The 20,629-nt window shown below is 61.2% G+C and carries 18 protein-coding genes; 6 read left to right on the plus strand and 12 right to left on the minus strand.

Going from position 1 to position 20,629, the window contains the following annotated elements:
* A partial coding sequence (gene arsH, locus AiwAL_RS16250) for an arsenical resistance protein ArsH (protein WP_262313072.1) occupies positions 1-626 on the plus strand: 626 nt, incomplete at its 5' end.
* A 117-nt stretch (positions 627-743) separates the two neighbouring features.
* On the opposite strand, the gene AiwAL_RS16255 is transcribed toward arsH, so the two are convergent.
* From AiwAL_RS16255 to AiwAL_RS16270, 4 genes are all read right to left on the minus strand, one after another.
* Entirely contained in the window at positions 744-1,691 is a 948-nt protein-coding gene (locus AiwAL_RS16255; RefSeq protein ID WP_235705083.1) for a DUF2493 domain-containing protein, read from the minus strand.
* A gap of 339 nt (positions 1,692-2,030) precedes the next feature.
* Positions 2,031-3,092: a toprim domain-containing protein gene (locus tag AiwAL_RS16260; protein ID WP_235705084.1), complete on the minus strand. Its 1,062-nt coding sequence runs from the start codon at positions 3,090-3,092 to the stop codon at positions 2,031-2,033.
* Positions 3,093-3,165: 73 nt separating this feature from the next.
* Positions 3,166-5,355, minus strand: coding sequence for a ParB/RepB/Spo0J family partition protein (locus AiwAL_RS16265; RefSeq protein ID WP_013640767.1), 2,190 nt, complete (start codon positions 5,353-5,355; stop codon positions 3,166-3,168).
* A 93-nt stretch (positions 5,356-5,448) separates the two neighbouring features.
* Complete coding sequence (locus tag AiwAL_RS16270) at positions 5,449-5,667, minus strand: hypothetical protein (protein WP_235705086.1); 219 nt, start codon at positions 5,665-5,667, stop codon at positions 5,449-5,451.
* A gap of 447 nt (positions 5,668-6,114) precedes the next feature.
* Between AiwAL_RS16270 and AiwAL_RS16275 the strand changes: the two genes are divergently transcribed.
* Together AiwAL_RS16275 and AiwAL_RS16280 are read left to right on the plus strand one after the other, a co-directional pair.
* Positions 6,115-6,381: an AbrB/MazE/SpoVT family DNA-binding domain-containing protein gene (locus AiwAL_RS16275; protein WP_081479258.1), complete on the plus strand. Its 267-nt coding sequence runs from the start codon at positions 6,115-6,117 to the stop codon at positions 6,379-6,381.
* Positions 6,378-6,791, plus strand: a complete 414-nt coding sequence (locus tag AiwAL_RS16280) for a type II toxin-antitoxin system VapC family toxin (RefSeq protein WP_013640769.1) — start codon at positions 6,378-6,380, stop codon at positions 6,789-6,791. The genes AiwAL_RS16275 and AiwAL_RS16280 overlap by 4 nt, the downstream gene beginning before the upstream one ends.
* Before the next feature lie 29 nt (positions 6,792-6,820).
* Here AiwAL_RS16280 and AiwAL_RS16285 read toward each other — a convergent pair whose 3' ends face one another.
* The 3 genes from AiwAL_RS16285 to AiwAL_RS16295 all read right to left on the minus strand — a co-directional run bounded on the left by AiwAL_RS16285 (position 6,821) and on the right by AiwAL_RS16295 (position 9,202).
* Positions 6,821-7,372, minus strand: coding sequence for a hypothetical protein (locus AiwAL_RS16285; protein ID WP_013640770.1), 552 nt, complete (start codon positions 7,370-7,372; stop codon positions 6,821-6,823).
* A gap of 283 nt (positions 7,373-7,655) precedes the next feature.
* Entirely contained in the window at positions 7,656-8,891 is a 1,236-nt protein-coding gene (locus AiwAL_RS16290) for a DUF932 domain-containing protein (protein WP_231844423.1), read from the minus strand.
* Between the two features lie 182 nt (positions 8,892-9,073).
* Positions 9,074-9,202 (minus strand): hypothetical protein, encoded by a 129-nt coding sequence (locus AiwAL_RS16295; RefSeq protein WP_262313073.1) that lies wholly within the window; start codon positions 9,200-9,202, stop codon positions 9,074-9,076.
* A gap of 276 nt (positions 9,203-9,478) precedes the next feature.
* Between AiwAL_RS16295 and AiwAL_RS16300 the strand changes: the two genes are divergently transcribed.
* From AiwAL_RS16300 to AiwAL_RS16310, 3 genes are all read left to right on the plus strand, one after another.
* Positions 9,479-11,140 (plus strand): recombinase family protein, encoded by a 1,662-nt coding sequence (locus AiwAL_RS16300; protein ID WP_262313074.1) that lies wholly within the window; start codon positions 9,479-9,481, stop codon positions 11,138-11,140.
* 189 nt (positions 11,141-11,329) lie between these two features.
* Positions 11,330-12,502, plus strand: a complete 1,173-nt coding sequence (locus AiwAL_RS16305) for a site-specific integrase (RefSeq protein ID WP_262313075.1) — start codon at positions 11,330-11,332, stop codon at positions 12,500-12,502.
* 196 nt (positions 12,503-12,698) lie between these two features.
* Entirely contained in the window at positions 12,699-13,523 is an 825-nt protein-coding gene (locus tag AiwAL_RS16310; RefSeq protein ID WP_262313076.1) for a DUF2971 domain-containing protein, read from the plus strand.
* Between the two features lie 107 nt (positions 13,524-13,630).
* Here the strand turns inward: AiwAL_RS16310 and tnpC are convergent, their stop codons facing one another.
* From tnpC to AiwAL_RS16335, 5 genes are all read right to left on the minus strand, one after another.
* The gene (gene tnpC / locus AiwAL_RS16315) at positions 13,631-15,238 is read right to left on the minus strand and encodes an IS66 family transposase (RefSeq protein ID WP_262313077.1); all 1,608 of its coding nucleotides are present in this window, start codon (positions 15,236-15,238) and stop codon (positions 13,631-13,633) included.
* A 60-nt stretch (positions 15,239-15,298) separates the two neighbouring features.
* Positions 15,299-15,652 (minus strand): IS66 family insertion sequence element accessory protein TnpB, encoded by a 354-nt coding sequence (tnpB, locus tag AiwAL_RS16320; protein ID WP_262313078.1) that lies wholly within the window; start codon positions 15,650-15,652, stop codon positions 15,299-15,301.
* Positions 15,649-16,089: an IS66-like element accessory protein TnpA gene (gene tnpA / locus AiwAL_RS16325; RefSeq protein WP_262313079.1), complete on the minus strand. Its 441-nt coding sequence runs from the start codon at positions 16,087-16,089 to the stop codon at positions 15,649-15,651. The genes tnpB and tnpA overlap by 4 nt, the downstream gene beginning before the upstream one ends.
* 314 nt (positions 16,090-16,403) lie before the next feature.
* Positions 16,404-18,326, minus strand: coding sequence for a UvrD-helicase domain-containing protein (locus AiwAL_RS16330; protein WP_262313080.1), 1,923 nt, complete (start codon positions 18,324-18,326; stop codon positions 16,404-16,406).
* Entirely contained in the window at positions 18,323-20,623 is a 2,301-nt protein-coding gene (locus AiwAL_RS16335; protein ID WP_262313081.1) for an AAA family ATPase, read from the minus strand. The genes AiwAL_RS16330 and AiwAL_RS16335 overlap by 4 nt, the downstream gene beginning before the upstream one ends.
* Between the last annotated feature and the right edge of the window lie 6 nt (positions 20,624-20,629).

The following is a 20,629-nucleotide window of genomic DNA, read 5'->3' on the forward strand; positions in this document are numbered from 1 at the left end:
CCCGCGCAACCCACAAGCCTCGCGTGCTGCTGCTCTACGGCTCGTTGCGGGAACGTTCCTATTCGCGTTTCGCGACCGAGGAAGCCGCCCGGCTGCTCGATCTGATGGGCGCCGAAACCCGGATCTACGATCCGCGCGAATTGCCGGTGACCAACACCGTACCCACCAATCATCCCAAGGTCCAGGAACTCCGCGCCTTCTCGCTCTGGTCCGAAGCGCAGGTCTGGTGCAGTCCCGAGGTGCACGGCGCGATTACCGGCGTGATGAAAAACCAGATCGACTGGATTCCCCTGGCCGAAGGTGCCGTGCGCCCCACCCAGGGCCGGGTGCTTGCGGTGATGCAGGTTTCTGGCGGATCGCAGAGCTTCAACGCGGTGAACACGCTGCGTTTGCTCGGCCGCTGGATGCGCATGGTGGTGATTCCGAACCAGTCCAGCGTCGCCCGCGCCTATGAACAGTTCGACGAAGCCGGACGGATGCTGCCTTCGGCCTATTACGACCGGCTGGTCGACGTGATGGAGGAGTTGCTCCGGTTCACGCTTCTGCTGCGCGATCGCAGCGCCTATCTGGTCGATCGTTACAGCGAGCGCAAAGCCGCCGCACCGCACCCGGTCGATCGGCTATAAATTCGAAGGTTCAGCAACTTCGTCCTGCGATGACGGCCAAACTCCTGTCGGCGGCGACCGCAGGACTTGCTTCTCATTGAGAGCGGGCGGCGCTTCACCTACTTCGCAGGCGGAACCTCAGCCGCCTCCGCCCTCTCCGAACCGCCACACCGGGATGCCGAGGACGCGCGCCTTGTCGGCGAGGTTTTCGCAGATGCCGGAGCCCGGGAAGACGATCACCCCGATCGGCATCACCTCCAGCATCCGGTCGTTGCGCTTGAATGGTGCGGCCTTGTTATGCCGGGCCCATTCGGGCTTGAAGGCGATCTGAGTGACCTTGCGGTGATCGGCCCAGCAGGCGGCGATGCGTTCTGCGCCGCGCGGGCTGCCCCCGTGCAACAGCACCATGTCGGCGTGCTTGCGATGCACCCGGTCGAGGGCGGCCCAGATGCGGTCGTGGTCGTTGCAATCGACCCCGCCGGTGAAGGCGATGCGGGGTCCGGCCGGAAGAAGAATTTCGGTCTCGGCGCGGCGTTTGGCTGCGATGAAGTCCCGGCTGTCGATCATCGCCGCGGTCAGAGTGCGGTGATTGACCATCGATCCGGCGCGCGGGCGCCAGGTCGAACCGGTGTGGCGCTCGAACAATTCAGCCGCGGCGTCACGGAGGAGTTCAAAGGCATTGCGCCGTTCGATCAGCGTCAGCCCCTCGGCGATCAGGCGTTCCAGTTCGACTGAGCGGATTTCCGAGCCATCCTGGTTTTGCTGGCTACGGCGTTGATGGTCCTCATTGGTGTCGAGGGCGCGTTGCACGCGGTCAGCCGTCCGGTGGAACAGATTGACCTGCGACCAGAGCAGATCGGCGAGGTCGGGTTCGAGACGCGTGTCGGTAAAACTGGTGACCAACGCGTCGAAAATATCGGCAAGTGCGCCTTCGAGTTGGCAGGCTTCGGGCAATGGGCGCGGGTCCGGTTCGTCCTGGAAGGGTCGATGTCCGTAAAGCTGCAATTCGTCGAGAAGCCGGGCGGTCGGCGATGCAGCGTGAGCTGGCTCGTGTTCGTCGTGCTGGGGAAGCGGATTGGTCGCCATGATCGGTGTCCTTGTTCGGGTGGCCGCGCCCATCGCGGCCTTCACGGCGATGCTTTGGCCGGGGGCGGGCCGGGGCTGCACCGCCTTCGACCGAAGCGCAGCGGAGGACGGCGGGCGGCGGCTATTTTGCCTCGCGATGCAAAGCGGCCGATGTGAGATGTTGCGTCTCGTTGGCGCCGATGCCGGGCCGCGGCGGAAAATAGTCGCCGGCCGCCGTTGCAGCTCCGGCCCGGCTCTGGCCCGATCGCCGCTCTCAGAAGGCCGAGGGCACGGCCCACTCCCGGACGCAGGACAGGCGGCACTGGCGACCAGCTCCTGGCACGGCAATGATCAGCCTATTCACGCTGAAGGCCCGGTTCCGGAGTCAACCGATGCAAAGCGCGCGGCATCCTCCGGGGCAAGCTGGGCCCATAGCCGTGCCCGCAGAGCGTCTGCGCCGAACCGGCGCAGGTCGGCGTTAAAGTCGTTGGTCACCGGCCAGAGAATCCGCACCTCGATCCCGGCCGATCTGGCCCGGTCGCGCAGTCGGATCGCCGCATGACGGCCCGCCTTGTCATTGTCGCGCGCGATATAGAGGCGACGAACCGTGGATGGCAGAACCAGGGCGGCGAGATGATTGGCCGATAGGCACGCGACCATCGGCAGTTTGGGCAGAACGCATCGGAGCGACAGCATCGTCTCGATGCCTTCGCCGGCCGCCATGACGTCGTCCGCGATACCGAACCGGACACCGTGACCAAGAAGATGGCCCATCGCGCGTCGTGGGGTTACGACCGGCGCCTTGCCAAAGCCGGTGGGATCGAGCCAGGTGCGGTGCGCGCCGGTGAGCTTGCCGTCGAGATCGGTGACGGCGGCGATCAACGCCGGCCAAATCTCGGCTGGTGCTTCGGCGTGTGGCCGATAGTAGCAGCTTGGGTGGAAGCGAACGGCGTCGATTCCATGGAAAGCCGTGATGCCACGCCGGCGCAGATACGTCTCGGCGATGGTACCGGCAATCGGCTGCGCCATGGCAAACAGCCGGCGTGCCGCGTCGGCTGATCCCCGCGCTACTGGGGATGGCACGTGTCCGAAGGGTCGATCAGCAGGGTTATCGCGCGGCAGGCTCAGGAATGATCGCGCCTCGTCGAGCACGTCGCGGAACCGATCGAGGCCACGGTTCAAGGCGATGAGGTCAAGCAGATCGCCATGCTGAGACGTGGATCCGTCGGTCCAATTGCCGGCGGCACCCTTGCCGCGTTCTGGTCCGGTCAGGCGGACGAACAGGCTGCGGCCCGGCGTGTTGGCGACGTCGCCCACCAGCCAATAGCGACCCTCGCGATGGCCATTGGAAAGATAGTAGCGGCAGACCGTCTCGGCGTTGCGCGCAAGGCGGCGCGCCAGTTCGGATGCTGACATCGACATGGTCCTGGCATTCAAAACGAAAGGGACCCGTCACAATCGACGGGTCCCTCGGTGGCTGGCTAGGCGCTTGGGCTTATTCGGCGGCGATCACGTGGTCGTCCGCCGGGATCATCACGGTGTCGGATCCGATCTCCACCGGATCGACGGACGTTTCCATGTCCCCAACCGACGAAGGTTCAACTGCCATCGTGGTGGTGGCAATCACCTCGGTGGTTTCGGTAATCTGCTCCACGATCATAGCAGGCATTTGCCAGCCGGGCGCGCGCAGCGGCTCCGGCAACCAGCCCGTTCCGGCCAGAAGCTCTTCCGCCCGAACCGCCATCTCGCCCTTCTTCAGGTGGTCGATCGACTGTGCGAGGGCATCGCCCCTCACCTCCCGCACCGCTTCCAGGATACGCGCCTTGGTCACTCGGCCAAGGAAGTTATCGACGGTGGGTTCCCAGCCTCCGGTCGCGACCATGTCGAGTGACACCGCGTCCGCCAGCCGGTCGGCGTGTGCGATCGCCTTGGGCCGGCGGCTCCAGGCCTCATTTACCGCATTGACGGTCAGTGACACGCAATGGGCGAACAGCGCCTCGCGGCTGTCGGTATCGAAAGCCAGCAGCGCGTCCCACAACGTGCCGGCGTCCTCCGGCAGTTGCTCGGCCCAGCTGCGGTGCCGCGCATCGACCCGAGCCGCTAAGGGCGTGTCGGTCAGCCCTGGCGCATGGTTGCCGAACATCACGCTCTTCGGCTCGATCTCCAGGCAGGAATCAGAACCGTAGCGATAGAAAAGCTTGAGGCAGAGGACGTGTAGCAAAGCAAGGAAGGCTGTTGCCGGATCGGCGCCGAGCACGTCACGCAGCGCGAGCGTGCGATAGGCGGTGAGTTCGGTCAGCAATCTGTCCGGGATGGGACGAATACCCTCGTCTTCCTCCGGCGCTTCGAGTTGTGATGTGGCACCGTCACCCCTTGGCGCCGCATGCGCCGCATCGGAATGCGGTCCATGTTGAGAGCCCGCCCCTTCATCGTCGTCGGCCTCTTGCCGGGTGTCGCCAGATGAGAAGCTGTCGCCGTCAGGATCGGACAGCTCCGGCTCGGCGACCGGCGGCTCGTCCTCAGCACGAACATAACCGCGCTCGACACGCAACCGCCCGGACCCGTCGATGCTGACAAAGGCACCGGCACGCGCGATATCGGCTGCATCGTAGATCACCGGGCGTGCCTCGATCGCGATCAGCGCGGTCTCGATTTCGTTCAAGCGCCGCTCGACCGCTTCCGGCAATTCGTCTTGATTCGCATGGGCTTCCTCGAGCTGTTCGGCTTCGGCCCGCAATGCCTCGATCTTTGCACCTTCTGCCTCGGTCAGGGGCGGCTGCTCACCAGCAATCAGCCGCAGCCCGTAGGTATGGCCATACGGGAAGTCGATCGCGACCTCGACCCACTTCCAGCCCTCAGCACGGATCACGGTCGCATCGTGCTCCAACGTCTCGCAGGCCACGCGCTGCAGCAACCCGGCATCCTGCAACCAGCCGCCTTCGTCCGGCTGGAACAGATCCCGCATGACCGCACCCCCCGCGGCAGCGTAGGCGGCGCCGGCATATTGCGCCCGCTTATCGGAACTGCGCACCGCACCCTCTGTCAGCAGCCGGCGGATCTGATACGGCTCCTTGTTATAGGAGCGCTGGATCGCCTCCCAGACCTGCTCCTGGCGTTCGTGATCGGGGCTGACGGTGAAGGCCATCAACTGGTCGAGCGTCATGCCGTCCTCCGCATAGACATCGAGCAGTTTGGGCGAGACGGCGGCAAGCCGCAGCCGCTGCTTCACCACTGTGACCGCGACGAAAAACGCCGCCGCGATCTCCTCCTCGCTCAGCCCCTTCTCCCGCAGGGTGAGGAAGGCGCGGAACTGATCGAGCGGGTGCAGCGGCGCGCGCTGGACGTTCTCGGCGAGGCTGTCCTCCTCGGCCGTGCCCTCGGTACGCACCACGCACGGAATGGGCGCGGTACGGCCAAGCCGCTTCTGCTTGACCAGCAATTCCAGCGCCCGAAAGCGACGCCCGCCGGCCGGGATCTCGAACATGCCGGTCTCCGCGCCATCGGCGTCGAGCACCGGCCGCACGGTCAGGCTCTGCAGCAGGCTGCGCCGGGCGATATCCAGAGCCAGCTCCTCGATCGATACGCCTGCTTTGATCCGCCGGACATTGGCCTGGCTGAGCACCAGCTGGTTGAAGGGGATGTCGCGCGACGCGCTGAGGGTGATCTTCTGAACGGTTTTAGCCATGTCGATAACTCCGCGACGGGCGGCTGGAAGCCACTCTCCCAACCTATCGCACCGTCACGAATCTTCGGTCCGCCCTCTCCCTCGATGACGGCCTCAAACCCCGCGATCACCACCGTGATCCTCCGCCGGTCCATCCGGGAGATTGAACACTTCGGCACCGGCGGCACGATAGGCGGCGGCAATCACGCCCAACGGCGCGTAGCTGAACGCACCGTGCGGCGGCGGATCGGGCGGTATGCCGACAGCAATCATCGGTCCATGCAGCGCCAGCCGTACCACGGCGGCGAAATCGAGCCTGCGGCTATCGATCACAGTTAACCCCGCTTCGATACAGGCGGCCTTGATCGGCTCGGCATCATAGCCGGAGAGCCGGGCGCCATCGTCGTACCGAGGATAAACCCACCCCGGCCGATCGAAAGATGACCACCCTCGGTCGCCAGTGCCCGGGCGATCAGGTCGTCGTAGCGGTGATCGTCAGAATTGTTTGATCCGGCTTGCATGATCTGTCTCCATGACGGAGCCACCGGGAGCCACTCTCCCTGATCTGTCGACCCGTCACGGAACGCCGATCGCACTCTGGCTCTCCCGACGGCGGGTGGTGGGAGAGCCGGTCGGGCGAACCCGGCTGACCGCGGTCTTGATCGCACCGGCCTCCCCCGACGTCCTCCCGTCCTGTCACATTGTGGCCGAGATCAAACCAATCCGGGCGTTGCGTCCGGGCCAGGGATATGACAGACTATCCCACGAGGAGAATCGACAATGTCGCACACAGTTGTTGGAAAATGGGGAAAGAACCTTGCCATTCGCGTCCCCATGGACGTCGCGCGTATGGCGGGCCTGACCGACGGCGAAAAGGTGGAGATTGAAACGCTGGACGGCGACATCGTCGTCCACCGGCGGGCGGCGCATGCTCAGGCGCGCCAGGACGCGGAGAGCGCGGCTGAGGAAATCATCGCCGAGAGCCGCCGCCATTCCCTCGGTGGCGTTTCCATTCGGGACTTGCTGGACGATGGACGGCGTGGATGAGTCTTGTGCTCGACGCGTCCATGACCATCGCCTGGCTGTTCGACGATGAGCGGACCCAAGCTGCTCATGCGGTGATGCGCCGTGTGGTCGCCGAGGGCGCGATCGTGCCTTCGCTGTGGCGGCTCGAGGTTGCCAATGTGTTGCGCAATGCGGTCAGGCGCGGCCGTTGCGACGAAGCCTATGCCGGCCGGTCGCTGACGCGGCTTGGACGCCTCGCAATCAAGAGCGACGAGGAAACCGACAGCCATGCCTGGGGTGCGACGCGAACCCTGTCGCGGGAGGAAAATCTGACGCTTTACGACGCCGCCTATCTCGAACTGGCCGTCCGCAAAAGCGCGCCGCTGGCGTCCTGCGATGCCGCACTGCTGGCGGCGGCGGCACGCCGGAAGGTCAACGTGCTCACCGCCTGATGCTTGCGGCGTCCGCGTTCGGCTATCGTCTACGAACCGGCCGAATGTTCGCCGTTGTTGACGGAAAGGTTGTGCGTTTCATCCGCAGTGCCGGTCTCGATCTCGGCAAGGCAATCTTCGAGGAAGTCGTTCGTCGATTGACCTTTGATGCCATCGGCGGTGATAAATATCGCCATGCCGCCCCATCCGTCCGGCCGCATCCGGCTACAGGTGAAGGCCGAGACCGCCGTGATATAACGAAGCGTGAGCGAGCGCTTCACGATGCTTTTGAACAGAAACTTCCACGATGTCATGCTGAGATCCAGCTCGATCTCGTCCTCGTCCGTGGATGCTTCTGAAAGTTGCTCCGCGATGTAGGCATTTGCGTCGCTGTCGGCCGCTTTGGACGCGGCCAGAGCGGTTTTGAGTTCAGAACGGTTTATCCAGATCATGTCGGCCGGACATTCATCGGCATAGAAATACAATCCGTCGCCATCGGGTTCGGCACTGAAGATATGGGAGAGCAGAAGACGTTCCAGCGGCGTCATGTCCACGTCCGGAATCGTCGGCTGAATGACGGTAGGCGTGTGATAGTTGGCCATGTTCTTATCTCCAGAAATGCAAAAAGCCCAGCACGGGCCAGGCTTTTTGAATGGGGTTGGATGGGAAATGGAAACGGGTGCGGGACGGCCGAAGCTGCCCCGCGAGGCGAGGATCATTCCGCCACAGTGACGCCGGGTCTGAATCGTCCTGGTTAGTCAACGATGCCTCGACGCCATCGTCAGCGGCCAGAAAGCGCGGGCCGCAGGAATGAAGTCAGAAAGCATGAAAATGCCAGAGCAGACAGTCGTAGAACCAGGATGCGGCTTCTCGGCTTCACGTCAATCAGGCGGCACGCTCCAGCAAAATCTTGGCCTTGCCCTCAAGCTCCAGCCTTGTGTCCTGATTCGGCTTGGAGCGGGCGAGCGCGGTGATGCCCTGCACGAAATCAAACACGCTCTCGGGAGGTCGGCCTTCTTCGTCGAGAACCGTGGCGATGACCTTCGCCGTCTCCGTCTTGCTGAAGCCGTACTTGCGGAGGAAGGCGTCTCGATCCTCATCTTTTCGGGCAATGATCGCTTCGTGTGCGGCCCGAATGCCGGCGACGAAAGGCGCCGGGGAAGAGGTAGCGAAGCGTTCCAGCGCGGGTGCAGCTTGATGGGCGAACCGGTGGGCGGCAAATTTACTATGCCGGATGCTGATCTCCTCGAAGCCTTCCACGCCCCACAAATTGCGATTCATGCACACCGCGCGGAGATAGAACGAGGCGATGCCGAGCGTCTTCGAGCCGACCTCGCTGTTCCAGCAATAGAAGCCTCGGAAGTAGAGATCCGGATCGCCATTCGGCAGGCGGCCGGCCTCGATCGGGTTGGTGTCGTCCACCAGAAACAGGAACACGTCGCGGTCGCTGGCATACAGGGTGGTGGTGTCCTTGGTCACCTCGACGTAGGGGTTATGGGTCATGCTCGACCAATCGAGCAGACCTGGCACTTTCCAGCGCGTATCGCCGGTGCCGTCGCCGGCAATCCGCATGACGGCTGAAATCAGCTCATGATCCCAGATGCGGCCATAATCCGGCCCGGTGACGGCGCGCAACTCAACCCGGCCATCCTCCACCTCCAAAGTCTTGATCATCTCCGCCCGGTGCGAGAGCAGCCCATGCTGCATGTTGATGCCGGCCAGCGGCGCCGGCAGCTGACGCAGATATCCAGCGGGCGCCCCCACCAGGCTGCACATCTGGCCGAACGACCAATGGGTTGGTGCGACCGGCTCGTCGCGGCCGGGCACGATCAAGGACATCCGCTCGGCATCGTCGCGGCTCGCCTCGACACGCAGGTTTCGGGTCTCGACGGTGCGCGCGGTGGCGCGGTCCGCCCGCGCGCGAACAGCACCGTAGAGGGCGCTCAGCGAGAGGTAACGCTCGTCGTCAGGCCGGGAAAACCACTCGGATGACACCCGGCCGATGCGCTCGCCACGCGAGATATCGACCTTATAGGCACCCGTCACACTCGAGAGGGGAGTCTTGCCGATGGCCGGGCTGGGCGCGCTACTACGGCTCTGGGGAACAACACTTTGGTTCATGGGACTTCTCCGCGACAGGCCGGCCAAGAGCCTCTCTCTCAGCCTACATGCCCGTCGCGGAAAACCGCTCGGCACTCTCCCTCTCAAAACCTGGCCACGCCGTCGTTTGCGCGACGAAACCCGCCGTCTGGGCAAACCTGCGTATCGCCGACCCTGAAGCCATCTCAACTCGACGCCGCGACTCATGGGTCACCGCCAAGATCTTGCCCTCCAATCTCCTCATGCGCGCGCTGGCCGGCGCGCGCGCAAGTATTTGCCGCAAATATTTCGATAAAAGCACCAATCGTCAGCATTCGCGCGATGGACAGCATCAGCATCTCCCCCGCGTCCCATGGCCACCCTACTGAGTAGAATGTTGATTTCGCGTAGCAGTGCGGTTTGACAGCAATGGAAGCCAAGATCGTTCCCCTACCAATACCTGACGGGTCGCCACACGACGGGCTGCGCTTTACGCCAGATGGCACGGGGCTGGACCCACGGCTGGTCGCGATGGTGCGATTACTCGCTAGACAGGCGGCCGATGCGTATTATGATGAGACGACGGCGCCGATAGAGGATCATCTGTCGCGGCGCTGAGAAGGAGGCTCATGCCGAAGGTCGCCTTGTATGCCCGCTATTCGTCGGAGAACCAGCGCGATGCCTCGATCGAGGACCAGTTGCGGCTGTGCCGGTTGCACGCCGAAAAGCAGAGCTGGACGATCGTCGATAGCTACACCGATCGGGCGATCTCTGGCGCATCCCTGCTTCGGCCGGGCATCCAGGAACTGATCCAGGACGCGACGCGCGGCCGGTTCGAGATCGTCCTTGCCGAGGCGATGGACCGGCTTTCACGCGATCAGGAAGATATCGCCGGTCTGTTCAAGCGCATGCAGTTCGGCGGCGTGCGCATCGTCACCCTTTCGGAGGGCGATGTCACTCACTTGCATATCGGCCTGAAGGGCACGATGAACGCCCTGTTCCTCAAGGATTTGGCCGACAAAGTGCGGCGCGGCCTGCGTGGCCGGGTCGAGCACGGCAAGTCCGGCGGTGGCAATGCCTACGGCTACGACGTGGTCAAGAAGTTCGCTGCTAATGGCGACCCGGTACGGGGCGATCGGACGATCAACGAGGCTGAATCCTCGATAATCCGCCGCATATTCGAGGACTATGCCGGCGGCAAATCGCCCAAGCGCATCGCGACGGAGTTGAACCGGGACCGGATCAAAGCGCCCAGTGGCGGCGACTGGGGTTTCAGCACGATCAACGGCAACCTCAAGCGCGGCAATGGCATCCTCAACAACGAAATGTATATCGGCCGGCTGGTCTGGAACCGGCAGCGGTTCATCAAGGATCCTGATACCGGCAAGCGGGTCTCGCGGATGAACCCGCAATCGGAATGGATCACCCTGGACGTGCCCGAACTACGGATTATCGACCAGGATTTATGGGACCAAGCCAAGGCACGGCAGCGCTCGGTCAAGGCTGACCGTGAGACCGGCGATTCCAACCGTCTGCATGAACGCCAGCGGGGCAAGTACCTGCTCACCGGCCTCACCAAATGCGGCAGCTGTGGCGGCGGCTATTCGATGGTATCGGCCGATCTCGTCGGCTGCTCGACGGCGCGCAACAAGGGCACGTGCGACAATCGGCTGAACATTCGGCGCAACCAGCTCGAAGCCCGAGTACTGACGGCGCTGAAAGACCATCTGATGAACCCGGAGCTATTTGCCGTGTTCTGCGACGAGTTCACTCGACGTATGAATGAACGGAGGATAGAGGCGAGCACAAACATCAACGCTGCACAATCAGAAATCCCGCGGATCGAGCGAGATCTTGAGCGATTGGTAGATCGCTTCCTGAAGGATGATGGTGCCGCTGACGCTCTGCACGCCCGAATGAAACAACTTGAAGGGCGCAAGCGGGAGCTACAGGAATTTCTTGCTTCTGCCGAGACACCACCGCCTGTGCTGCACCCGAGCATGGCCGTGATTTACCGCGAGCGAGTTGCGGCACTTCATGAGGCTCTCCAGCAAGACGAAACCCGAGCGCAGGCGGCCGAGGTCATCCGTTCACTGGTGTCCGAGATCGTGTTGACGCCGGCGGGCGGATTACTCGAGATCGACGTTGGGGGCGATCTGGCAGGCATTCTGACGATTGCGGCGGCTGGAAAACAGCAAAAGAGCCCGTCCCTTGCGGGTACGGGCTCTGATGGATCGCAAGTCATGATGGTTGCGGGGATAGGATTTGAACCTATGACCTTCAGGTTATGAGTTCTTTCCCTGCCCTTTTCGTGGGTTTTCACCCACTCCCCCCGCACTACGCTAGACCACTATAATTGCCTGTTTTTATTGACTATTTTTAGTTTTGAGCCTACGCTCACCCTCGACCTCAATCACCCAACTTTTCTTCCAAGTGATTCCGGTTTGATTCCGGAGATTCCGACGTTCTGAGGATGTTCCATGGCCAAAATCACGAAACGTTCCGTCGATGCCGCCACGCCGGGGGCGCAGGAGTATTTCATCTGGGACGATGAGCTGAGGGGCTTCGGCCTGCGCGTCTACCCCTCTGGTCGCAAGATGTACCTTGCCCAGTTCCGGGCCGGCGGCCGAGTCCGACGCGTCAATGTCGGTCTCCACGGAGCCATCACCGCGGAGGACGCCCGGACGGAGGCTATGAAGCACCTCTCTATTGTCCGGCTGGGTGGCGACCCGGCTGCCGAACGCGACCGGCGCAAGGCATCGCCCTCCATGAAGGAATTCGGAAAGCGGTTCCTGGAAGAGCATGTTGCCATCCATTGCAAGCCGACGACCCAGGCCGAATACAAGCGGTCGGTCGAGCTGTTCATTAATCCAAAGATCGGCAGCCATCGCATTATCGATGTGACACGAGCCGACATCGTCGAACTTCACCAATCGATGAAAACAACGCCCTACCAGGCTAATCGGACGCTCGGCGTCCTCTCCATCATGTTCACGGTTGCCCATACCTGGGGCGTCCGCACTGACGGGGTAAACCCCTGCTGGAAGGTCAAGCGCTACAAGGAAGAGAAACGCGAGCGCTACCTTACCGCCGAGGAGCTCGCCCGGCTCGGTAAGGTGCTACGCGAGTCCAATGCAGAGCGAGAAGCTGTTAACTGCATTCAGTTACTCCTGCTGACCGGCTGCCGTCTCAGCGAAATCCAGAAGCTCAAATGGGCCTATGTCGATCTCAATGCTGGGGTTTTGCGGCTACCAGATTCCAAAAGCGGCGCGAAACTGGTCTCCATCGGCCAGGCGGCCGCTGATGCTTTCAAGGCCGTCCCCCAGATCGAGGGGAACCCTTATGTCATCACCGGTCAAGTTGAGGGACAGCACCTCACTGATATGCAGCGCCCATGGCGGCGACTGCGCAAGCGGGCCGGATTAGACGATGTCCGCATCCACGACCTGCGCCATTCCTTCGCTTCGGATGCCCTCCAGCTTGGAGAGGACCTGACGATGATTGGCCGGTTGCTGGGCCACACGCAAGTCCAGACCACGGCCCGCTATGCGCATCTCAAAACCGGCCCTGTGCGAGCAGCAGCTGACAAGGTAGCCAATGCTATCGCCACGGCACTGCTCCGCTCTCCTCAAAAACCTGAACAGGCTGCATAGAGCTCAGACGCCACGGGCCACTAGCTAACTTCCAAAAACCAGCATGCATAACGTATCAGGGCGAGCCGATTGCTTCGACATCAGTGCTCGAATCTCACTTGGCCGCCAGCCTACGCTACAGTACGACCTGACCGCCGATTTAGCGCGGCAGTAGACTCGAATACGACGCCGATTTTGGGCAACTGAGGGGAGTTCGATGCGCTTATTTAAGTTTGTCGGATCAGCGGGTGCCGTCCAGAACATGGCGAGAGGCTCTTTGAAATTCACGCCGATTGAAGAACTCAATGATCCGTCTGAACTTACGCCGGTGATGGACCGCCCGGCAGTTCGGGCTTCACTGGAAGCTCTACGAAATAATGGGATGACGCAGGATCAGTTTGAGTGGCTTCAGTGTCAGGGAGCGATTCTTGACCTTCTGTCACCGGGAGAAAAGGTTATACCGGCACCAAGGACGCTAGAGGAAGCAAATCGGATACTATCCATAGCCGTGTATGATGATCTCGATTACATGGAGAAGAAGCTCTTTGCGACGATACAAAACATACGAAGCAGAGTTGGGATATTATCCCTTTCGGAGAGATATGATTCCCTTCCAATGTGGGCTCATTACGCCAACTTAGCTAAGGGCTTCGTAGCCGTCTTCAACAATCTGGAGCGAACCTTCAACGGTGACAACACTGGAAGTCTCAACATCCCCAAGCGGGTTATTTACGGAGACCAATTCACTGGGATGACATTTGACCCATCCACTCAAGATCGCCTCCTTTTCTCGAAGCTTTCGGACTGGTCCTATGAGCGAGAATGGCGGGTTGTGACCGCACTCAATGCCTGCCGCCAAGATAGCAGCCTCTTTCTGCGCGATGTGGATCAGCTTCACCTGACAGGCGTAATATTTGGTTGGCGAGCGCCCAAGGATGAGGTTTCGTCGCTTGGTATAGAGCTGAAACGCGTGAACCCTAAAGCAAAACTGGTTCCGGCGGTGTTAAATGGCGGGAAGGTTGTTCTCGGCTCTTCATTTTAATAAGGGGGCCGCCACGTTGTCGCGAATTCCGCCATTATAGGGCTGTAAGCGTCCGCCGCAAGCCGTTGGTCTGGGTAGGCGGCTCGTTGGGCTGGTTCAGACTGGGGTCAGGCTCTTGCGGCGATTGCCCACGGCATGAGTTCATCGATCCGGTTGATTGGATGGCCGTCAGCAATGCGGGTGAGCGTGTCGGTGAGATAGGCTTGGGGATTGAGGCCGTTCAGTTTGGCGGTCTGCAGGATTGTGATGATCGTCGCTGCCCGATGGCCGCCCTCGTCACTGCCGGCGAATAACCAGTTGCGGCGTCCGAGGGCTATTCCACGGATGGCATTTTCAGCGATGTTGTTATCAGCTTCGAGCCTGGCGTCGGTGGCGAAGCGTGTCAGGGCGGCACGGCGGGTGATGGCGTAGCGGAACGCCTCGGCCAGTGCGGATTTCGCCGAGAGCTTCCGCTCGGTGGCTTCTGCCCAAGCGAAGAAGCCGTCGAGCAACTCCGGCAGGGCCGCGCGACGGGCGAGCCGCTCGTCTGGCGGCGTGAACCGGGCGTTTGCCTCGATCTCGTAGAACGCGGCGATCCGGTCGATCGCCTCGCGTGCGACGGGCGATTTGGTCGCCTCCCAGACGTCGAACAGCTTTCTCCTGCAGTGCGCCCAACAACCAACCTCGGTGATCGGGCCGGGATCTTTCCTGTCTGGATCGTAGAGCGCCGCGAATCCGGCATAGGCGTCCGCTTGCAGAAAGCCGTTGAAGCCGTGCAGATACCCGGCCGGGTGCTCGGCCTTGCGGTCCGGGCTGAAGAAGTAGGCGGCGGCCGGCGGGGCGGTGCCGCGGAACGGCCGATCGTCCCGCACGAAGGTCCACAATCGACCGGTCCGGGTGCGCCCGAGGCCGGGTGCCAGCACCGCGACCGGCGTGTCGTCGCCATGGATTTTCTCCGCGGCGAACACATGAGCGCGGATACCCTCGGCGATCGGTGCCAGAAACCACGCCGCCTGGCCGACATAGTCAGCGAGCGTCGAGCGAGGCAGATCAACGCCCTCGCGCGCGTAAATCTCGCTCTGCCGGTACAGCGGCAAATGAACGAGATATTTCGACACCACGATCATCGCGAGCAGCGAGGGTGTCGCGCGGCCGCGCGGGATCGGCAGGTTGGGGACCGGGGCCTGCGCGATCTCATCGCAGCGCTTGCAGGCGTATTTCGGACGGACGTGCCGGATCACCTGGAACCGGCCGGGGATGTAATCGAGCACCTCGGTGGCATCTTCACCAAGCTTGGCCATCGCCGCGCCGCATGCGGTGCAAGTGCAGGCCGCGCCGTGCGCCGGTTCATGCACGATCATCTCGCGCGGCAGGTGGTCCGGCAACGGCGCGCGCTTCGGCTTGGCGCTTCGCTTGATCGGCGCGGGCGTCTCGTCGACGGCTGGTTCCGCAACCTCATCGCCGGCCGCCTCGGCCGCACCGGTCTCCAATTCTTCAAGTTGCAATTCGAGCTGGCCGATCTGCCGGTCGAGCCGTTCGGACGAGCGGCCAAACGCCATCCGCCGCAGCCGCGCAATCTGCACCTTCAGCTTCTCGATCTCGAGGACGCGAAGCCGCAACCCAAACTTCGCCGCCTGCAATTCACTCGATGCCGCCGCCAACTCCTGCTGGCAGGCCAGCGCAAAGGCGCGGAGCGCGTCCAGATCGGCGGGCAGAGCGGCGCTGGCGAGCGACATGCCAAAATCCTACCAAGCCCCGATCGCCGCCACCAGAATCAATCCCGAATCGCTGCCCGATCAAACCAGCATTGGCCGCAGCGGTGCGGGCGGTGCTATCGTCCGCCGCCAATCCATCGCCTCGATTAGCAGGGCGAGCTGGGCCGGCGACAGCGTTAGCGACCCTTCCACGATCGGCGGCCAGACGAATTTGTTGCGTTCCAGGCGCTTCGCAAACAAGCACAGGCCGCTGCCGTCCCAGTGCAGGCCCTTCAGGTAATCGCCGCGCTTGCCACGGAAGAGGAAAAAATGACCACTGAATGGGTCGGCCCCGATGATCTGCTGCACGCGCGCCGCCAAGCCATCGAACCCGGCGCGCAAATCAATCGGCTGGCAGGCCAGAAACACCTTCGTGCCCGGAGCAAGGCTGATCATCGGCCCTCCCGCACTGCCTGCAGAACCCGCCGCAGCGCCTTCTCATTCACCCCGCCATCGAGCCGGATTCGAACACCGTCGGGCAGGTCGATCTCGATCACCCCGACACGCTCGGCCAGCGTCAGCCCGGCACCGCGTCCATTCGTCGGCTCGGTCGTGGCCGGCTGCGCCACCGGCGCATCATCCCGCGCCGGCGCAATCACCCCAAGCTGCACAAAATCCGGCGCAGCGTGCGTCACCATGTGCGCAGGCAGCTGATTGGCCGCCGCTTTCCACGCCGATCGCCAGTTGTAGAGTAGGCTCTCCGAGATCCGGTGCCGCTTCGCCACCACCGATACCCGACCGCCGGCCGCCTCGACCTCCGCCAATAACGCAGCCTTCTCGGCCGGCGACCACTGCCGGCGCCGCTCAACCCGCCCGACAATCTCACCCTCCACCAGCCGCCTCCTTATGAGTCTCCAGAAGGAGGCCAGCTATCCCAGCTTTAGACCGTTTCGCTATACGTCAATGGCCGGACGCTTACATAGGGCTTAACGTAAACGCAGTGATCATCGGTACCGGGCGTGGCCCGCTATCACGGTGTAGCGTAGCGAAGGTGGTCGCGTCGTAGAATCGGCGTTCTCTATGCTTCCCGCTGATCGAGAATCTTGGCGGAATATGTTCAAGCCAGACGACCGATAGCATCTCGTGGTGCAGACAAACAGGTCGCGCAAAGTAAAGCATCACAAGCGGCGTGGCGGGCGAGAGCCCCTCAAGATTGCACTTGCCCGCCGTCGTGAGGCCGCAGCTCTGACACAACCTCGTCAGTAGCAAACCAGTCGTTTGCGATGACGTGCGCTCGAACTGCAGCCGGATCGGGAGAATAGGCCACGAGAGCCAGGCTAGATCGAGCACGGCTGCATGTAACATAGAACAAGCGCCGAGTCCGGTCGAGGGAGGTTTCCTTACCTTCTTGGGTGTTTTTGATGTCTGCGGCGGTTGGCGCCTTGGCGCCCAGTAACTTGTCATAGCCAAAGAGAAAGCCCCTGGCCTCGCCGTCATCCATTAGGACCATGACGCGCTCGAACTCTAATCCCTTCACCCCCTGATGAGTGTCGAATGGAGCCTCGTGCGCCACATAAGCTGCATATGGTGCGATCTCCGAGAACGGGCATTCGAGGAAGGAAATGAGAGCGGCGATTTGCTCGCTGACGGGATCGGCCTCATCAGCATCGGGAACTGCGGTGGACGCAGCGCGCTTGGCAGCCAAAGTCGCCTTTAGAGGATCGGGAACAGTGAAGAGATTTGTCGAGGCGATGTTCTCCGCAATTTCTGCACAGGTCGGTTCGCCGCTAGCCCACAGACCCATCAGACTGTCGATGGCGGCTTGGGCGGAGCGAAGTTGCAAAATCGGCTTTTCATTGTCTTTCAGGCTGCCTTTACTGAGCAGCGGGGAGTTTTCTCGCACTAGCTTGGTCACACCAAACTTGTCGCCGTTCTGCTGCGCCGTGACGAGCGGCAGCACATAGTGGGTGAAGAACCGCGTCGGTGCAAAGCTACCGTCGAGAAGGCCTGTCCGATAATCATCCACGGAAGCCAATGCCTCAAACATTTGCAGGAAGCCCATCCGGCGGGCGGCCATGTGATGCTCTAAGGTCAGAATTTTGCACTTGTTGGGATCGATCCAATCCTGATCACCAGCCAGCTCCGCCATGTAGTCTCGGACTCTTTGCTCCAGGGAAGGCTTATCCGGTGAATCGACAGAAAACACAAAGAGCCGCACCCAACCTTCCGGCCGATCATCACGCGGCTCCTGTTTGTGATTGTCGGCGCCACCACGAATCTGATTGATAAGCCGCACAATTCGGCGGGGGCAGCGATGGTTTAGCTTCTTCTCTGGTGTCGCCCAGCTCTGCGGTATTTCGCTTTCGATCCGCTCCTTGCCGTCCGGGTAGATACGCTGCATCGTGTCGCCGATCAAGCCCAGGCAAAACCGATCGGCGTGCGCTTTCTGCAAGGCGAGCAGTGCATCAATAAGTGCGCGGCTTGTGTCCTGGCTTTCGTCGATCAGCAAGAACGGGAACTTCTCGACAAATATGCGCTGCATGAGCGGTTTCGTGAGCAGAAACGTGGAGAATATTCTGATGACTTCGCTATGATTTAACGAGTTACGCTCCCGGTTATCGCCATTTGGGTTGTAGATGAAGGATTTGATGCCAGCGAGCCGTTCTAACCTAAGTTGCTTGGACTCAATCTGAGCTTGACGGGCAGCTGACGCCTTAGTGCCTGGTCGGCCCTTCGCCTCTTCGACCTGAAGCTCGTCAATCTCGCGGTGTAAGTTGTCTTTCAACCAAGCACGGATATCGGCGTTGAACCCCTGTATCTGCGACCAGGCGAAGCTGTGGATAGTACGTAATACAAACAACGGATCGTATCCGGTTCGCCGTGTAATCTCGTCGCACGCCGCATTGGTGTAGGTGATGACGGCGACCTGCCGTCCGCGCAGGCGGAGTGGATCGCGGTAGGTTTTCCGTAGATAATTCAGTGCGTTTACAAGTGATCGCGTTTTACCCGAACCGGCGCCAGCAAAAAGAAAAAAGCTCGTAGGCTTTTCCAGGTTCAGAAACCCGGCCAGTTCACTTTCGACGTGATCGTCGGCCGTAACATTCGACGATGCTATGGTAACATTACTCACGGTGCGGTCCCCCCGGGCGCGGCAGCCTGAGCAAGCCCGAGTTCGACCTGTTTGCGCTCAAGCTGGGCTGCCAGCCACAGCAAGCCCTCGCGGATGTAGGCCGGGGGTTTCAGCGAAAGCGGGTCTTCGATCTCAAGCAAGTCCAGTGCAAACTCAGCTTTTCCTCCACCTTCGAGTGCGGTCTTGAGCGCCCCGCTCAAGGCAGTCAGATCGGCGCTGTTGGCGATGGCAGCGCGAAACTTGGCAATAAGCCCGGTCCCCGGCAATGTCTCGAATAAATCGAGATTAGCCATTACTATCGCGTCTTCCAAAGTGTAGGAAAGTGCCTCGGTCGTAGTGCCTTTAAACATTGCTTGGATAGGTGCTTGGTAGGTAACACGCACCGAGAAATTCTCGTCTGCATAGGTTTTGACCTTTTCGATCTCAGGCTTGTTGAGCAACGGTTCGAGATCATCGATAACAGGCCACCATGTCCGCAGGGTGGCGTTACGGGTCGTGTAGGCTGCGCCCCGCAACGGTGGGGCGCTGGTGCCTGCGGCATCGCAGGAATCAATGTCGGTAATGACCAGTGTCGTGAGGCCGATTTTTTCAATGAGGCGGCGCAGCTTGTGGGCATGGCTGCCTCCGATTTCGAGCCAGGTGATATAGCTTTCCGAGAGCTTCTCGAATTCCGGATGGTAATTTACGAAATTGGGCACAAGAATTCGTTCGGCCGGCCCCTCGATAAGAACAGCGGCATCTGCAAAGAATAGGTCGCAGTGGGTTACGCGCACGTAGCGGGTCACGAAGCGTTTAGTGTCCGGGTCGGCGCCGAACGCGTTTTCAAGGTTAACGACGCACGAGGTCGGAATCGCCTTTTCACCGCCCGGCAGGCGACGGAAATAACGCAGGGAATCAAACTCGCACTCGTGGGCAACGTGGCTCGAATGAGTGCTCACCACCATCTGCGTCACAAAACTCGGACTCGCATGCAGGTCGTCGTGGTTGCGTAAAATCTTGTGCGCTTGACGGATAAAAACCTGCTGGACCTGAGTGTGAAGATGCACCTCCGGCTCTTCGATAAGCACCAAATGCAAAGGCGGTATGATCGTGTCGTCGGACGCCTTGTGCTTAGCCTTGCCAACCCGCATCCAACTGTCACGGAAGGCCATAAGGCGGAAGACCATAGAGATGAGGTTCTGGTAGCCCAACCCATTGGAATCTTCTGGCAGATACAAATCGGTGGCGCTTTCACCGTCACGGATGGGCACAACGAATTGCACGGCAGCATCGTGATTCAGTCCTTCAACGGGGCGCAACCGTGTCGAAATGTTCAGCTTTGGGTCCGTGACGCCCGGATAACCGAGCTTGTGCATCTCCTTGAGTGGGCTCTTAAAGCCCTCGCTAAGCCGTAGGTTGAAGACCTGCTGGGCCTCCTCAATTGCCCTGAGCGCCAGGAGGTCTTGTGCATCCGGGCTCTCGTAGGGATCGAGATGGCGAGTGTAGTATTGGCGAAGTTGGACGGACAGCTTTCGCGATCCACTGGCGGTGACGGTGGCCTCATCGTCATTGTCGTCGCCAGGGACACCAAAGCCGCGCTGCGCGCTGATCTCGTCGATCCGAATGAGGCCGCGAAACGGGTCGCCGTCGATCGGCTCGCTTCCATTGAGCATCTGCGGCTTGGCCACGCCATGCTCCGGATCGACACAAGCAGCCGGATCGAGCACATAGGCTTTGACCGTGAAAAATGCCTTTAACCGGCGCTGTAAGAATTCAGCGAGGTTTTGCGGCCAGATCGCCACCTGAAATTCGGCGGCAGCCTTGCCTTGCTCTTGGGCGAGAGCAGCGCCGGCGGCCTGCAGCGTCAATGCTTGCACACGTGCCGTCACATATTCCTGCTGCAATTGAAGGGTGTCCCTCGGCTCTAGGCGCATCCGTACACCTAACCGTCCGCCTTCCCAATCAAGGGTGGGAAGGATCTTCTGAACGTAATGCACTTCATTCTCGGCGACGTGTAGCCAGACATCGAGAAACGGCAGCACTGTGTCCCAGATAGGCTCTGGTAGCGGCTGAACCGCAACGTGCGCGGCTTCCCATGCTGCTCCCATGGCGTTGATCAGTGGCCAATGAGCAAGCGTAAAATCGTTGAAGCAAAAACTGGAGCGCTCGCGATCCACAAGGAAATAGCGTAAGGCTGTTATTGCCGAGGTCTTGCCGCTATTATTAGCTCCGACGAATACGGTTTTCTCAGGTGAGAGGCCGACTCGCGTCGAAAGCAGCTTTCTGAAGTTCGCTATTTCGACGAATTCGATTCGCACGGCTCA

Origin of the sequence: Acidiphilium sp. AL, from assembly GCF_025499445.1 — a bacterium.
Lineage (GTDB): Bacteria > Pseudomonadota > Alphaproteobacteria > Acetobacterales > Acetobacteraceae > Acidiphilium > Acidiphilium iwatense.

Coding starts and splice junctions, on each gene's coding strand:
- AiwAL_RS16285 (WP_013640770.1), bottom strand. CDS start 7,372: ATGGCCAACTATCACACGCCTACCGTCATTCAGCCGACGATTCCGGAC.
- AiwAL_RS16255 (WP_235705083.1), bottom strand. CDS start 1,691: ATGGCGACCAATCCGCTTCCCCAGCACGACGAACACGAGCCAGCTCAC.
- AiwAL_RS16300 (WP_262313074.1), top strand. CDS start 9,479: ATGCCGAAGGTCGCCTTGTATGCCCGCTATTCGTCGGAGAACCAGCGC.
- AiwAL_RS16280 (WP_013640769.1), top strand. CDS start 6,378: ATGAGTCTTGTGCTCGACGCGTCCATGACCATCGCCTGGCTGTTCGAC.
- AiwAL_RS16275 (WP_081479258.1), top strand. CDS start 6,115: ATGTCGCACACAGTTGTTGGAAAATGGGGAAAGAACCTTGCCATTCGC.
- AiwAL_RS16265 (WP_013640767.1), bottom strand. CDS start 5,355: ATGGCTAAAACCGTTCAGAAGATCACCCTCAGCGCGTCGCGCGACATC.
- AiwAL_RS16290 (WP_231844423.1), bottom strand. CDS start 8,891: ATGAACCAAAGTGTTGTTCCCCAGAGCCGTAGTAGCGCGCCCAGCCCG.
- AiwAL_RS16305 (WP_262313075.1), top strand. CDS start 11,330: ATGGCCAAAATCACGAAACGTTCCGTCGATGCCGCCACGCCGGGGGCG.
- tnpC (WP_262313077.1), bottom strand. CDS start 15,238: ATGTCGCTCGCCAGCGCCGCTCTGCCCGCCGATCTGGACGCGCTCCGC.
- AiwAL_RS16310 (WP_262313076.1), top strand. CDS start 12,699: ATGCGCTTATTTAAGTTTGTCGGATCAGCGGGTGCCGTCCAGAACATG.
- tnpB (WP_262313078.1), bottom strand. CDS start 15,652: ATGATCAGCCTTGCTCCGGGCACGAAGGTGTTTCTGGCCTGCCAGCCG.
- AiwAL_RS16260 (WP_235705084.1), bottom strand. CDS start 3,092: ATGTCGATGTCAGCATCCGAACTGGCGCGCCGCCTTGCGCGCAACGCC.
- AiwAL_RS16295 (WP_262313073.1), bottom strand. CDS start 9,202: ATGCTGTCCATCGCGCGAATGCTGACGATTGGTGCTTTTATCGAAATA.